The 14,016-nt window shown below is 63.7% G+C and carries 12 protein-coding genes; all 12 read right to left on the reverse strand.

From position 1 onward, the window contains the following. Positions 1-218: 218 nt before the first annotated feature. Entirely contained in the window at positions 219-3,185 is a 2,967-nt protein-coding gene (flgL, locus tag PLANPX_RS06485) for a flagellar hook-associated protein FlgL (protein ID WP_152097946.1), read from the reverse strand. 77 nt (positions 3,186-3,262) lie between these two features. After that, entirely contained in the window at positions 3,263-4,960 is a 1,698-nt protein-coding gene (gene flgK / locus PLANPX_RS06490) for a flagellar hook-associated protein FlgK (RefSeq protein WP_152097947.1), read from the reverse strand. A gap of 115 nt (positions 4,961-5,075) precedes the next feature. Continuing rightward, positions 5,076-5,588 (reverse strand): flagellar export chaperone FlgN, encoded by a 513-nt coding sequence (flgN, locus tag PLANPX_RS06495; RefSeq protein ID WP_152097948.1) that lies wholly within the window; start codon positions 5,586-5,588, stop codon positions 5,076-5,078. A 120-nt stretch (positions 5,589-5,708) separates the two neighbouring features. After that, positions 5,709-6,089: a rod-binding protein gene (locus PLANPX_RS06500; protein ID WP_152097949.1), complete on the reverse strand. Its 381-nt coding sequence runs from the start codon at positions 6,087-6,089 to the stop codon at positions 5,709-5,711. Positions 6,090-6,238: 149 nt separating this feature from the next. Next, positions 6,239-7,300 (reverse strand): flagellar basal body P-ring protein FlgI, encoded by a 1,062-nt coding sequence (locus tag PLANPX_RS06505; RefSeq protein ID WP_152097950.1) that lies wholly within the window; start codon positions 7,298-7,300, stop codon positions 6,239-6,241. A gap of 47 nt (positions 7,301-7,347) precedes the next feature. After that, positions 7,348-8,049: a flagellar basal body L-ring protein FlgH gene (locus PLANPX_RS06510; protein WP_152097951.1), complete on the reverse strand. Its 702-nt coding sequence runs from the start codon at positions 8,047-8,049 to the stop codon at positions 7,348-7,350. A gap of 36 nt (positions 8,050-8,085) precedes the next feature. Next, a complete protein-coding gene (gene flgA / locus PLANPX_RS06515) occupies positions 8,086-9,168 on the reverse strand; it encodes a flagellar basal body P-ring formation chaperone FlgA (RefSeq protein WP_152097952.1) in 1,083 nt (360 codons plus the stop codon). Between the two features lie 55 nt (positions 9,169-9,223). After that, complete coding sequence (flgG, locus tag PLANPX_RS06520; protein WP_152097953.1) at positions 9,224-10,030, reverse strand: flagellar basal-body rod protein FlgG; 807 nt, start codon at positions 10,028-10,030, stop codon at positions 9,224-9,226. A gap of 138 nt (positions 10,031-10,168) precedes the next feature. After that, positions 10,169-10,927 (reverse strand): flagellar hook-basal body protein, encoded by a 759-nt coding sequence (locus PLANPX_RS06525; RefSeq protein ID WP_152097954.1) that lies wholly within the window; start codon positions 10,925-10,927, stop codon positions 10,169-10,171. Positions 10,928-11,288: 361 nt separating this feature from the next. After that, complete coding sequence (hemC, locus tag PLANPX_RS06530) at positions 11,289-12,242, reverse strand: hydroxymethylbilane synthase (protein ID WP_152097955.1); 954 nt, start codon at positions 12,240-12,242, stop codon at positions 11,289-11,291. Beyond that, positions 12,242-13,174 carry a DUF502 domain-containing protein gene (locus PLANPX_RS06535; protein WP_152097956.1) on the reverse strand — a complete coding sequence of 311 codons (933 nt, stop codon included), beginning with the start codon at positions 13,172-13,174 and terminating at the stop codon, positions 12,242-12,244. The genes hemC and PLANPX_RS06535 overlap by 1 nt, the downstream gene beginning before the upstream one ends. 31 nt (positions 13,175-13,205) lie before the next feature. Further along, positions 13,206-13,976 carry a ComF family protein gene (locus PLANPX_RS06540; RefSeq protein ID WP_172991910.1) on the reverse strand — a complete coding sequence of 257 codons (771 nt, stop codon included), beginning with the start codon at positions 13,974-13,976 and terminating at the stop codon, positions 13,206-13,208. Between the last annotated feature and the right edge of the window lie 40 nt (positions 13,977-14,016).

Consider the following 14,016-nt stretch of genomic DNA (forward strand, 5'->3'; position numbering starts at 1 on the left):
TATCCCACGGCACCCATAGCATCGGCGTCGCGAGGCGGGAGAGGCCAGTAAAAATGCGCGGCTTCTTGGGAGCGGGGCGATCGGGTAGTTTGCGACGGTGGAGAAGACTTGTTCGTCGCTAGTAGTCGTTTGTCAGTTGTCCGTTGTCAGTTGCGGCTGTCGCAGATGCTGACCTCCGCATGTATTCGCCACTGACCACTGACCACGGACAACTGACGCTACAAGTAATTCAAAAGCGACATTTGCAGAATGCTGCCAGTAACGCGGAGCGAAGCTTCGAGCGAAACTTGTCGCGCGGTGAGGTTCGAGATTGCTTCGACCAGATCGACTTCCATTTCGTCGGAGAGCGCGGTGCGGAGTTGGACGTCTTCGTCTTCGAGGTTCTTCTGCGTGACGTCGAGCGCTTGTTGGCGGGCGCCGACTTCCGAACGCGAGAACGTGACGCGCTCGATATCGGCGTCGATCCCTGAGATGGCGTCTTCGATCCCCTTGATGTCGTTCGCCCCGAGGGCGTCTTTCAGGCGAATGAGCGTCGTAAAGACGCTGGGCGTGTCGAGGTAGTTTTTGTCGGCGCCCGACAGCGTGCCGGAGACGCTGGTCGCGCTCGTCGCGTCGGGGGCGACGAGGCCCAGGTATTTCGCGGCTTCGCTGCCCTCGGAAGCAGTGACGGTGATCGGGCTGCCCGAGAGGTTGACGATTTCGATGCCGTTGCCGGTGGCGTTCAGCCGTGCGGCGACGACGGGCGTGGGCGAGTTCTCGGGGCGGTTGTTGATCTGGTCGATGACGTCCTGCACCGTCTTCGCGGCGGAAACGTCGAAGTCGAGATGCGTCGCGCCGGGGCCCGAGCCGAGCGTGATGCGGAAGTCGTTGACGACATTCGGCAGATTGCTGAGAAACCCGGCGGGGGCCGCTTGGCCGCCGGTGGTGATCGTATAGGGCTGGCCGCCGCCGTCGGTGAGGTCGATGCCGTTGCCGTCGGCGCTCAGGGTGGCGGTGATCTGAACGCCGCCTGTGTTGTTCGATGCGTGGCCGTTGATCAGCGCGATGACGTCTTGGACGGTCTTCGCGCCGGCGGTGTCGATGTCGAGGTTCACCGTGCCGCCGACGCCGTCGCTGGCTGCGATGGTGAAGTCGTTGACGATGTCGGGAATGTTTTGCTCGTAGGCGTCGCGTCGCGTCGGAACGCCGACGCCGCGATTGAGGTCGGCGAGCCGCGTGTCTCCGTTAAAAGAGCGAATGCCGAGCTGCGAGGCGGTGCGGCCGCCGTTCTCGCCGATCTGCAAATTGGCGCCGCTGAGCCGCGAGCGAAGGTTGATGCCGCTGCCGTCGGCGTTGATTTCAGCCTGCAGGCCGGCCTCCGACCCGTTGATGATGTTCAGCAGGTCTTCGACGGTTTCGGCTTCGTCGAACGAGAGGGTGTAGGTTGCTTCGCCGCTGACGACGCGGATGCCGCTCGCCAGATCGAGCGGTTCGCCGCTGCCGCCGGAGAACGTGGCCGTGGCGTTGACGCTGACGGGCTGGGTACCGGCCTGAGCGGCGAAGACGGTGTCGCTGGCGTCGATCGTGGCGGTGAAGGTGCCTTCGCTATTGATCGCGGCCGCGACGTTGTTGGCGCTGGAGGCGTTGTTCTTGATGAACACGTAGAGCGTGTTCGCGGCGCCGCCGCTGTTGCCGGTGTTGCCTTGGACGTTGAGAGCGTCGCTCGGCTGGATGAACGAGAGGGGATCGTGCGAGCCGACGCCTTCGGCGCTCGTATCGGGCGTGGCGGTGAAAGTTCCTTCGGCGTTGATGGCGTTCATCACGTCGCCGACGGTCGTCGTCGCGGCCGCCGAGTCGATCGTGATTGTCAGCTGCTTCGACGTGGAGTTGTAGTTGACGCTGGGCGTGGAGCCGAGTCCCGCCTGGCTGTTGACGACGATGTTGACGTTGTTGAACGCCGTGCCGGCGGCGTTGGCGGTGAGCGTAAGGTCGTTGCCCGTGCCGCTGAATTGGAGCGAGGCGGAGGCGGCGCGGGCCGTGGCGGAGTATTGCGCGTATTCGGAGCCTTTGGGAACGCCCGGCGTGGCGCGCAGCAGTTCGTCGTCGACGAACTGCACGGTGGCGCCGTTGTACTGGGGGCCGTTGACGGAAGCGCGAATCAGCAGGTCGTTGTTGCTGCCGGCGGATTCGAGCCGGGTTTGCGCTTTGGCGCCGAGGAGGCTGCTCAGCGAGGTGGTTTTCGTCACCAACGGATTGAGGTCCGTGCCGACGAGCGGGTTGGTGAGTGTGCCGACGTTGTTGAGGATGCCCAACTCGCTGGCCGCTTTGCCGCTGTTCACTTCCTTGACGGAGAGATTGCCGCCGCCGGCAGGGTCGAGCTGCAGCGTGAGCCCCTGCCCCGTGATGGTGGCCGAAACGCGGCGTCCCGCGGGTGGATTCGCTTCGATCAGCCGCACGACGTCGCCGACGGTGGCGGCGTGGCTGATGTCGACGATGCTGGAATTGGTTCCGTCTGAGACCTGGATGGCGCCGTTGGCGCTGATGCCCTTGCCGCCGCGGAGCGAGCTGAGCGGGGTGTCGGCCGTCAGCTGTGGATTCAGGTCGATGCCGCCGAGGACTTCGTTCGAGATGCCGCCGAAAACCGATTGGCCGCTGGCGTTCGTGGAGAAGAGCACGCCCAGATCGGAGTAGGCTTGGATCGACTTGTTGTCGCCGTTGTAGGTGACGTGCGCGCCGTCGTACGAGTAGGGCTCGACGTTGGTTTGCGAGCCGGCGAACAGGTAGCGGCCGCGGAACTGCGTGTTGCCGACGGAGACCAGCTGCTCGATGGCACGGTTGATTTCGGTGATGGCGGCCTGACGTTCCGTGTCGGTCGAGGTCGTGCCCGAGACGCCGAGGGCCAGACCGCGGATGTCGCCCAGCATGCTGGCGACGTTGTTCAGCGCGACGTCGGTGCTTTTGAGGAACGACTGGCCGGTTTCGATGTTCGAGCTGATTTGCGTTTTGCGTTCGAGCAGCCGTTGCAGCGTCATCGCGCGGCGAGCGGCGGGGGCGTCTTCGCTCGGTAGCGTGAACCGCTGGCCCGTGCTGACCTGGTTTTGCAGTCGGAACAGGTCGAGCTGGTCGCCCTGCATTTGCGCGAGCAGGCGCTGGCGGACCAGCAGGCTGCTGACGCGGGTGCTCGGGAGCGGGATGATGCTGGCCATGGCTGGAGACGGCTCTGGGGGCCGGCTGTGCGTGTTTTATGAACCACGCCGGGGTCGGGACGACCCGGCTCGCTGGGTTACAGGTTGACGAGGACGTCCATGAGTTCGGAGAGCGTCGAGATGAATCTCGCCGAGGCCTGGTAGGTGCGTTGGAGCATGATCATGTCGATCGCTTCTTCGTCGAGATTGACGCCGCTGACGGCTTGCGCTTTGGCTTCGAGCGTTTGCTCGAACACGTTGAAGCCGTCCGCCAGCGAGGCGGCGACGGTCGCGCCTTGAGCCGTCTCGTTAATCAGTTGGTCGTAGAGTCCGGTGATCGAGTTGCCGTTCAGGCTCGACAGCCCGGCGTCGTGGAGAGCGACCAAGCGTTGGCCGTTTTCGACGTTGACGCCAATGCCTGCGGACGAGGCGGCGAATTTCGAGCCGTCGGCGGCCACGACGTCGTTGATCGCCAAGGTCGAGGCGCTCGAACCGGTGAAGAACGTGTTGATGCCGATCGAGGCGAGGAAGCCGCTGTTGTCGTCGGCGAACGAGAGCCGCGTTTCGGCGCTGCCGGCTGTGAGCTTCAGCTTGTTGTCGGTAGTGACTTGCGCGGTCACGCCGGCGATGGCGTTGATTTGGTTGACGATCGACCCCAGCGACGAGTCGTCCTGGAGTCCGTCGAGATCGACGTTGATGACGTGCGTCTCGGTCAGCTTGGTGGTCGTGTTGTAGACGAGTAGCTTGAACTGACCGTTCGTCGGCGTGAACGGCAGACCGGCGTCGTCGAGCGGCACGCCGGCGTTGTTCACCGATTCGGTGCTGGTGACGCTTTGGAAGCCGGTGGCGCCTTGGCCTTGCGAGTAGATTTTATTGAACTCGAACGCGAGTGATGCGGCGAAGTTATCGAGCCGATCGAGGAAGCCGCCGACGATCTTGTCGCGGGCTTCGTAAATGCCGTGGAGTTCGCCGCCGGCGACGTGAAGCGGGCTGTTGTTTTCGGCGAACTGGATGGTCGCAACGGGCCGCCCGTCCTTGGTGGCGTAGTCGGTTTTGACTAGCCGGTTCGTGCCCTCGAAAACGAGCAACTCGCCGCCGACGGTCACGTTGACCGCGCCGACGGCGTTTTCCGTGACGTTGACGTCGGCGATTTCGGAGAGGCGTTTGAGGGCGACGCTGCGCTGGCTGCGGAGGGCGCCGGCCTGGCTCGCCGTGGGGTTGCCCCCCTCCAGCGAGACAATTTGAACGTTGAGCTTGCGGATGTTGTCCGTCAGCGAGTTGATCTCGTCGGTGAGGTTGTTCACCTCGATGCCGAACTCTTCGTACGAAGTGTTGACGCGCCGGCTAAGCGTGTTGATCGTGGTGGCGAGCGACTTGCCCGCTTGCACCGCGAGGTTGCGGACGGCCATTTCGTCCGGCTGATCGATCACTTGATCGATGCTATTGAAGAAGTTCGACATCTGCGTGCTGACGTCGGTGTCCGACAGCTCGCCGACGATCGATTCGAGGTCGGTGTAGGCCTTCTGTTGGATGTCGGCGCTGGCGCGATCGCTGGCGACGCCGCGGAGGCGGTCTTCGACGAAGGAGTCGATGTTCTGCACGATGCCGGCGATTTGGACGCCGAGACCGAGCGTGAGATTCCCCAGTTTTTGCACTGGGGCGGGCGTGTAGAGGGTTCGCTCGCGGACGTAGCCCGGCGTGTTGGCGTTGGAAATATTATTTCCCACGACATGCAAGCCGATTTCCATCGCTTGCAGCGTGTTGCCGGCCATCTGAATGGAGCCGAAGAGCGACATAACAAGGCCGATGAGCTAATGGAGAAGCGCCGCGCGTGGGAAGCGCGACGTGACGCCCGACCGGCAGCCCGTTGCTGCCGACCGTCGTCTTTGCGCGCTAAACTCGCGGCGTTTCCTAAACTGCCTGGTCGATGAGCGAGCCTCCTCGTTCCACGAGGCGACCTTTTCCATATGTCGGCTGCGAACGGCCTCCGGTAGCAATGATCTCCAGCATTTGTGAAAGATGTAGGACGGTGCGCTGTACGGCGACCCACTGCGCGAGGCACTCGTGGCGGATGAGTTCCGCCCGTTGACGAGCCTCGGCGACCGGGGTTTTTAGGGCATTTGCGGTCGCACGGGGCAATGCGGCCGAGAGTTCTTCGATGGAGCGCGAGGGGAGCCCCTGGGCGTCGGCTTGCGCGAGAAGTTCTTGCCGGCGCTGCTGGCATGCTTGCAGCTCCGCGGCGAGTTCGCTTTCCCGCACGGTGAGATCGGCGAGGCCCTGATGGTCGCGCTGGATGATCAAATTACGCTTCATCGAGAGGAGCGCGAGAAGCTCGTGCTGCGCCGTCGAAAGACGATGGAGCAACTCGGCGAGTTCCGATTCCCAGTGAAGCGACGTGGCGGCGATCAAGGTTGGCGCCCTCATGAAAGCCACCGGCTCGGCCGGTGGACGAGGCTAGCGGTGAGCCGCCTCGTGATTCGTCCGCCGGCGGAGCCGGCGGCTTTTATGGAGCCGGCAGTTGCCGGCGGTTGTTCGAAATAAGACTTAGCGGCGACGAAGCGAGGAGAGGTCGGTGAGCGACGCCGCGGAAGGCTTATTCACCTTGTCGAGCAGCGCCGCTTCTTTGGGGAACTGACGCTTGAACATTGCGCCGGCGAGATCGCCCGCATTTGACTTCGTCATTTCATCCGCCAGTTGATGATCAAGTTGTTGTTGGAAAATTTTCTCAGCGTTGCCGCCGTTGAAGTAAGCAGGTTCGCCGAGGGTGCTCCGCATCGACTTCATCATCTCGCCGTAGAAGCTCTTGCCGACGAAGTCTTGGAAGGCGTTCTGCAGTTGGCGAGCGCCCTTGAGACGCTGCTCTTCGGACGTGTACGTCGCCCGCAACGGTTCGATATTCGCGGTGCTGTTGAGGTTGATGTTCATGGTGGAATGGAAAGCTACTGCGAAGAAGAGATGTGCTTGGGTTTGTCAGTTGTCAGTGGTCCGTTGTCAGTTGCGAAGACAGGAGGAGTCTTGCGGCGGCGACAGCAGCAACTGACTACTGACCACTGACGACGGACGATTTGCACTTTCTATTCCACAATCAAGCGCCCATGCAATTTTCCGCTACGAGCAATCTCTTTAATAATTTCGATGCGATCTTCGTTCGGCACTTTGATCGAGTTGAGGGCGTCGACCAGGGCATCGAGCTTCGTTGAATTCACTTGCTCGGTGCCGATCGGCGTGAACCCGGGCGGGTCGCCCGCTTCGATGACGACGTTGTTGTGCGAGATGACGACGTCGCCGATGGTGACGTCGCCGCTGATGACGATCGTGCCCGTGCGATTGTTGATGATGACGCGGGCTTCGGGCTCGGCCGAGTAGATGTCGACGTCGAGGATGTCGGCGACGAACGCGACGGGGTTGTCTTGGTATTCTTGCGGAATGCGGACGACGATGTTCGAGGCGTTGACCGCTTGCACGAAGCCGTCGCCTTCGCGGGAGTAGAGCTTGTGGATCGAGTCGACCACTTCCGTGGCGGTTTGGAAGTTGGCGTGGTGTTCTTCGAGGATCAGCGTGATGCAGCCGTTGTGAACGAACGGCGTGAAGACGTCTTCTTCCATCTGGCAGCCCCCTTTGACGATCGCGACCATTGGCGATTCGGGGTCTTGCAGGTGAAGGGCGCCTTCGCACAGGCCGTAGACGCGGCGGTCTTGCGTGTGGGGGCCTTGCAACGCGGCGAACGCGAGCCGGCCGCCGTTAAGACTCTTGCCGTTGATGCCGCTGACATAGCAATCGATTTGATCGCCGCGACGAGCGCCGGTGGCCGGCACGCGGGCGGTGACCATCACGAGGGCGACGTTCTTCACCTTTTCGAGGTCTTGCAGCCCGCTGCGACCGCCGAGGGGGACTTCCGGCACCGGCACGCCCATGATTTCCATCGCGCGAGCGAGCGCCCGCATCGTCGCGGGGTCTTTCGCTTCGCCCGTGCCCGGCAGACCGACGACGAGGCCGAACCCGCGCAGCACGTTCGTTTCCTGGCCCTTCACGCGGACGATGTTCCGCAAGACGGTGCGGGCGTGAAGGTCGCCGGCGCCAACGCCCAGCGAAGCGACGGCGAGCAGCATCAGGATGGCGGAGCGGAAGAGTGTCATAATCGTCAATCGAAAAGCAGGCGATAAGGAGCGACAGGCAGGCGGCTTTAGAACGCCTTGTAGCGATCGTAGAACTTCGCGAACCAACCCCGTTCGTAACCTTCGCGAACCATGCCAACCTCTTTCTTTTTGATGTTGAGGTTGACCATCGAGTCGGTGGTGACGGTGCGATCGGGCTGGATCGACTCGCGGCTCACCTCGCCGTTGAGGAAGATTTTCCAGTTCTCTTCGTTGTTCTCGACGTTCCAGTTGGCCTCGATGTAGAGGTTGCCGTTGGGGCGGATGTCGATCACTTCGGCGCCGATTTTGAACGACATCGCGTCGCGAAGTTCGAGGTCGGATTCGGCCCGGTACTGGCTATTGTTGATGCCCGCGATGCGGGGGTCGCCCGCGGCCTGTTCGGCGAGGCGGATCGATTTGCCGTCGAAGGCGAGCCAGCTGGTGAGGGCCTGGTTGATGAACGAGTTTTTGCGTTGTTCGGCGTCGCCTTCGCTGATCATGCGGGTGCGGTAATCGACGATCACGGTGAGCGTGTCGTGGAGCTGCACCTCGCGGGGGCGATGGTCTTCCGGCAGTTCGCGAAACATGAAGCTGCCGGTTTGCATCGTCGTCCCGGTTTGCGGCTGGGAGGCGATTGGCGCCAGGAACAGGCTGCTGTCCTGAGCGTGGGCCGAGCCGACGAGCAGAGCACTGGCCGTGAACGAGGCGGCGAGCGACGAGCGGCGAAGGTTGTTTGAGAAGAGCGACATGAGATGTTCCGGTGAGGGTGCCGGGGGGAATTGCAATTACCGCGCCGAAGCTGGATTGGAGGCAATTTCAGTCGCCGAGGTTCCGGCGGTGAAGATTTCGAGTTCGCGGACGCCGACCACGCGAGCGGCGTAACGTTCCTTGCTAGCGACCGATTGCACCATCACCAGATCGCCTATTCCGCCATCCTGCTGGGCGATGGCGTAGGTGCGAACCGAGACGCCAGCGGCGCGGGCGCGGATGCTAACGCGCTCGTTGCGGCGAACGACGATGGGCGAGCGAAGCTGGTTGGTTTGGATCATCGAGTCGGGGCGAATCCCTTGGACTGCCTCGTGGCCGATGACCGCTTCGAGCGTCGTGGCCGCCTGAGCGGGGAGGGCGCCGAGGTAAGGACGGAGTTCGACGTCGGTGCGGCGGACGAGGTCGCCGCGGTTGATTGGCTGCAGGGCGAAGATTGCCATCTCTAGGCGATCGACCTTGGCGTAGACCATCGCCACGGGCTTGTCGTTGGCGTGCAGCGTCAGCTTTTGGCGGCCGATCCACGGGGCCTCGCCGCCGGTGAAGCGGATGCTATCGCCCGCCTGCTCGACGATGCCGACGAGCTTCGAATCGGCTTCGACGCGAACATTCCAAAGATCGTGGCCTGTTTGCTGGTAGAGGTGGCGACGCACGGCGGTCGAGAGTTGCTCGGCCGTGAGCTGGACTTCGGCCTCGGTGCGGAGGGCCGGCTGTTGCGGCGCGACAGGCTTCGCAGCGGCGCCTGCAACGGCGCCCGCGGCGGGGGCGACGCTGGCAACAGGTTCGGGGCTTACGGAAACGACCGCGGTGCCGCCAAAGCGAATGCCGCGGACCTCGATGCCGCGCGAAGCGACCAGGTCGCGAATCTCGGCGAGGCGGAGGTACTGCGGCGTGCCAGCGACAGGGGAGGGGATGAGCGGCGTCGCGGCCAGTTGGTCGCGGAGGGCGGCGTCGGCCGATTTGATCTCGGCAATATCGCCCAGCAGGACGACGCTTCCCTTGGCTTCGACGCGATTGCGGAGGATGACCTCGGTCGCGTGGGCGGCGGCGGCCCAGCAGAGGGCGACCGAGAACAGGGCGAGCGTGATGATCTGGCGTGACATGGCGTTGATTACCGAGGCGTAGGCTACCGGGGCGTGCTAGCGTTGCGAGGCTACGTTAGTAGCGGCGGAGGTTCGAGGCGACCTGCATGATCTGGTCGCCGGCCTGGACGACTTGCGAGTTGAGCTCGAAGGCCCGCTGGGTGGTGATCAGGCTGATCAGTTCCTGCACCGGCTGGACGTTGGAGGCTTCGAGCACGCCTTGGCGGACGGTGCCCATGCCGTTGGCTCCGGGGAGGCCGTCGACCGGGAAGCTGGAGGCGTCGGTCTGGCGGTACAAGTTGTCGCCGAGCTTGATCAGGCCGTCAGGGTTCAGGAACTGCGACAGCATGATTTGCCCGGCGTTTTGCAGGGCAGGACTGGAGGCGGTGCTGTACTGCACCTGGCCGTCGGTGGTGACGACGATGTTGGTCGCTTCGATTGGAATCGAAATCGGCGGGTCGATCACCAAGCCGTTTTGGGCCGAGCCGAGGACGACCTGATTATTGGCGTTGATGCCGAAGTTGCCGGCTCGCGAGTAGAGGGTGCCGCCGTTGGTGGCGTCGACGACGCGGAAAAAGCCGTCGCCTTCGATGGCGAGGTCGAGCGGGCGGTTCGTGGTTTCGAACGCCCCCTGCTCGTAGTTGGTTTGCGTGCTGGAGACGCGGGCGCCGAGACCGACTTCGACGCCGGTCGAGGTGATGTTGCCGTCGGCGTCGAGGGCGCCCGGGTAGCGTAGCTGGCGGTAGAACAGGTCCTGGAAATTGGCCCGGTCCTGCTTGAACGCCGTTGTGTTCACGTTCGCCAGATTATTGGCAATGACGTCGAGCTTGGTCTCGAGGGCGTCCATGCCGGTGGCGGCGGTGTAGAGGGTTTGTACGCTCATGGCCGTTTTGATGAGTGAGAGGTGAGGGCTTGGCGGCTCTGTTAGCCCCCGGCTCTGCCGGGGGGGAGCGTCGCGTAGGGCGACGTCTTGCGGTGTGGTGCATTACCCCCGGGCAGAGTCCGGGGCTAGGACGATGGCTTAGCTGCGCGTCGAGAGGAGACGATTGACGAGGCCGCTGATCATGTTGTCTTGGTGCTGAATCATGCGGGTATTGGCTTCGTAGGCTCGCGTGGTTTCGATCATCGACATCATTTCTCGCGTCGGATTGACGCCTGATTCTTCGAGGTAACCTTGGCGGACGTCGCGTTGCTCGTCGGCGACGGGCGTCACCGGAGCGAGCGGGCGGAAGAGGTTGTTGCCCATCTTCACCAGATCGCCGTCCGACTGCGGCTTGGCGAGGCCGATGGCGGTCCAATCGCCGTCTTGCGCGATGTTGCCGCCTGGATAGACCTCCCAGCGGCGGGTGTTGTCGATGAAGATTTCGTTGCCGTCGGCGTCGAGGACAGCCATATCGTCCTGCGTGACCAGGCGGCCGTTCGCATCGATCGTGAAATTGCCGGCCCGCGTGAGGTAGACGTTGCCGTCGGGGTGCTGGACCTGGAAATAGCCTTCGCCGTTGACCGTGAAGTCGGTCGGGATGTCGGTTTGGCGAACGCTTTTTGAGTTCCAGTCGGTTTCGACCTCGGCGATTTTGACGCCGCCGCCCACGTCGTTTTGCGTGCCGCTGTGCGGGTAGTCGCTCTGCTGCTGAATCGCCTGGGCGAAGCGGGCTTGGAACACGGGAATGTCGCGCTTGAAGCCGACCGTCTCCATGTTCGCCATGTTGTTGGCGATCACTTCGAGCCGCTGCTGCTGGGCTTGCGCCCCTTCCGCAGAGATGTACATGCCGTAAGGCATTGTGAAACCGTCGTGCAGGCGTTGCCCCCCTGCATGTTGGTGGACCTGCTCTATGCACGCGGCGTGCCGAGAAAGATCTGCGGAGAATGATTGGAGTTTTCTGCAGCGCAATGCGTGGTGCAGCTGCTAGCAGGCTAGCGGCGCCAGCGGCAGAAGGCGCCGGTCGGTGCCGATCGGCAACCGGCAGAGTTTGCCGGTTGCGGGGAGTGGGCAGTGCACGCCCCAAACAACGAATGCTCTGGCTCCCTCCCCTTGGAGGGGAGGGCTGGGGAGGGGGGAAGAACCCTGGTACCCGCTGCAGTCACCCCTCCCTAACCCTCCCCCTCAAGGGGAGGGGACCACAAGATACATTTCAACCACGCTAGCCTTGGCGGGCGGCGAGGATGATGGCTTCGGCGCCGAGGGTTCGCAGTTCGTCGGCGACGGCTTGGCCGGTTTGCTCGGCGGAGCGGAGGGCCGCGGCGGCGTCTGCTGCGGGTAGGTCGGCGATAAGCGAACTACGGAGGATCTCGCGACCGTCGAGGCTGGCGACCAACCCGTCGACGCGGAGCAACGCGCCGTCGACGCGGCCCCAGGCGGCGATCGGGGCGGAGCAGCCGCCGTGGAGCGCGGCGAGCACGGCCCGCTCGGCGACGATGCCGAGCCGCGTCGCCGCATCGTTTAGTTGGGCCACGATGTCGTGCGTCGCCTGGTCGTCGGCGCGGCATTCGAGGGCGAGCGAACCTTGCCCCGGCGCCGGCAGCATGTGGGGCGGTTCGAGGAGTTCGGTGATCCGGCCGGCGAGGCCGAGCCGGGTGAGGCCAGCGGCTGCCAGCACGATGGCGTCGAACTCGCCCTCGTCGAGTTTGCGGAGGCGTGTGTCGACATTGCCGCGGATGCCGGCGACGTGCAGATCGGGTCGCAAGTGGAGCAGCTGCGCGCGGCGCCGCAAGCTGCCAGTGCCGACGCGGGCGCCGGCGGGGAGTTCGGCGAGCGACGGGCCAGTGCGCGCCACCAGGGCGTCGGCGACGGTTTCGCGCGGCGGCGTCGCGGCGAGCACGAGCCCAGCGACTTGCTCCGTCGGCAGGTCTTTGAGGCTGTGGACCGCGAGGTCGACTTCGCCCGCGAGGACGGCCGCTTGGATCTCTTTCGTGAACACCCCCTGGACGCCGATGCCGGCGACCGGGCCGAGTTGCTCGACGTCGCCGCGGGTAGTGATCTCGACGATCTCGACCGTGGCGCCCAGCTGTGTCAGCTCGGCCGCCACCCAGTCGCTTTGCCAGCGGGCCAACTTACTAGCGCGGGTGCCAATGCGGAGCGGACGAGCGGCGGGCATCAATTTTCCGGACTGAGGCCCGGCAGCGGAGGCGAAGCAGGAAGCTGGCGGAACGAGGTCGCTTTGTAACCTTGTTGCGGCGGAGTCACGACGCCGCAGCTCATGATGTATTGTAACGCCTGTTCCATCGTGATGTTGAGATCGATGGTTTCGCTCCGCTTTACCGTCGCGGTGAACCCCGTGAACGGCATCGGCGACGTCGGCACGAGCACGGCCAGCACCGGCTCGTTCGCCGCACAGGCGATGTCGAGCAGGCTCTCGCCGGTGACGAACGCGAGTTGGTAGATCCCCTTGCGGGGGTACTCGATCGCCACGATCCGCGTGTAGGCGATCTCGGTTTCGTTGAACATGAAGTCGGTCACTTGTTTGACCGACGAGTAAACGTTGCGAATCAGCGGCAGCCGCGTGACGCCGCGTTCGAACTGCGTCCAGAAGAAGCGGCCGATGCCGGCGGCGAGGAACTTGCCGAGCAGATACAGCGTCAGCACGAAGACGCAAAGGAAGATCGGTACGACGATCCGCCGCTGCAGGTATTTGTTTTCGACGTAGAGCTGATAGACGGCGTCGGCGGAAGCCGGCATCGGGCCGTGGCCGACGATCGCGGCGACTTCGTCGTAGTCAGCGGCGGGAATGTACTGCCCGTCGGCGGTTTGACGGTAGGCGGCGCCGTTGATCAGCGCGCGACCCTTCACCGGTTGGTTCGTGGGAACCAGATCGGCGGGGATGATGTCTTTTTCGTGATAGTCGACGAGCAGCGTGCGGGCCGTGTTTTCGAGCGGCACCAGCAGATAGTCGGCGACCGTGTTCCAGACCCACAAGATGATGACGATCGTCAGCAGCGGCGGCAGCAACACGCCGAGGCCGCGCACGATCGCCCGGCGGAACGGGTCGAGCGCGCTTTCGGGCTTCGCGGTGGGCTGCGGCGAGGACATCGGCGGGAACAAAAACAGAGGTAGGAAGGTTCTAGGCGGGAGTGCGGGCAGGGACCAGCACGGTGACTTCGGCGGCGCCGGCGCGGAGCAGCACACGCGCGGCTTCGCTGCACGTGGCGCCGGTCGTCAGAATATCATCGACGATTAAGACGCGGGCGGCCCCTAAATGATAGGACGGGCCTACGACCATTTCTCCCGCCAGATTGCGAAATCGTGCGGGGCGTGATAACCCGACTTGCGGCGGCACATTCCGCACAAGCCGCACCATCTCACCCCAGCACGGAACATGGAGCCGTTCGGCGATCCGCCGCGCCATGATCAGCGGACCGTTGACGCCGCGTTGCCAACGCTTCCAGCGGTGCATCGGAACGGCTGTGACGATATCGATATCCAATTCGGCGAGCTGCGATTCGAACCGCCGCCACGCCAATTCCATCAGCGAATTGGCAGCCACGCCGTTGCGATCGGTCTTGGTACGCATAACGAGTTGGCGCAGCAGCCCCTCGTAACTGCCGAGAGCGAGGGTTCGTTGGAAACGCAGCTTATCGCCGCGGCAGTGATTGCAATCGAGCGTCACGCCGCCAGTGGCCGGCACGGGGGCGGCGCAGCGGGAGCAGACGGGCCAATCGATCAGCTCAAGCTTTCGTTGGCAGGGCGAGCAGATCGAGATCGACGCAGCATCGGCGTCGTGTGCTAAAAGATCGTCGTTGCAGGCCACGCACCGTCGCGGGAAGAGCAGATCGAGCCCCGCCCGATAGGCTTCACTCCACCAGCGACGGCTCGGTGCCAGGGCACGGGACATGCAAACCATCCGCGGTACAAATGATTAGTTGACTGGTGGC

The sequence above is a fragment of the Lacipirellula parvula genome (assembly GCF_009177095.1).
Taxonomy (GTDB): Bacteria; Planctomycetota; Planctomycetia; order Pirellulales; family Lacipirellulaceae; genus Lacipirellula; species Lacipirellula parvula.

What these genes read in the sequence shown, in the direction of transcription:
- flgL (WP_152097946.1), bottom strand. Translation starts at nt 3,185, where the DNA reads ATGGCCAGCATCATCCCGCTCCCGAGCACCCGCGTCAGCAGCCTGCTG.
- flgK (WP_152097947.1), bottom strand. Translation starts at nt 4,960, where the DNA reads ATGTCGCTCTTCGGCTCCATTCAGATGGCCGGCAACACGCTGCAAGCG.
- flgN (WP_152097948.1), bottom strand. Translation starts at nt 5,588, where the DNA reads ATGAGGGCGCCAACCTTGATCGCCGCCACGTCGCTTCACTGGGAATCG.
- PLANPX_RS06500 (WP_152097949.1), bottom strand. Translation starts at nt 6,089, where the DNA reads ATGAACATCAACCTCAACAGCACCGCGAATATCGAACCGTTGCGGGCG.
- PLANPX_RS06505 (WP_152097950.1), bottom strand. Translation starts at nt 7,300, where the DNA reads ATGACACTCTTCCGCTCCGCCATCCTGATGCTGCTCGCCGTCGCTTCG.
- PLANPX_RS06510 (WP_152097951.1), bottom strand. Translation starts at nt 8,049, where the DNA reads ATGTCGCTCTTCTCAAACAACCTTCGCCGCTCGTCGCTCGCCGCCTCG.
- flgA (WP_152097952.1), bottom strand. Translation starts at nt 9,168, where the DNA reads ATGTCACGCCAGATCATCACGCTCGCCCTGTTCTCGGTCGCCCTCTGC.
- flgG (WP_152097953.1), bottom strand. Translation starts at nt 10,030, where the DNA reads ATGAGCGTACAAACCCTCTACACCGCCGCCACCGGCATGGACGCCCTC.
- PLANPX_RS06525 (WP_152097954.1), bottom strand. Translation starts at nt 10,927, where the DNA reads ATGCCTTACGGCATGTACATCTCTGCGGAAGGGGCGCAAGCCCAGCAG.
- hemC (WP_152097955.1), bottom strand. Translation starts at nt 12,242, where the DNA reads ATGCCCGCCGCTCGTCCGCTCCGCATTGGCACCCGCGCTAGTAAGTTG.
- PLANPX_RS06535 (WP_152097956.1), bottom strand. Translation starts at nt 13,174, where the DNA reads ATGTCCTCGCCGCAGCCCACCGCGAAGCCCGAAAGCGCGCTCGACCCG.
- PLANPX_RS06540 (WP_172991910.1), bottom strand. Translation starts at nt 13,976, where the DNA reads ATGTCCCGTGCCCTGGCACCGAGCCGTCGCTGGTGGAGTGAAGCCTAT.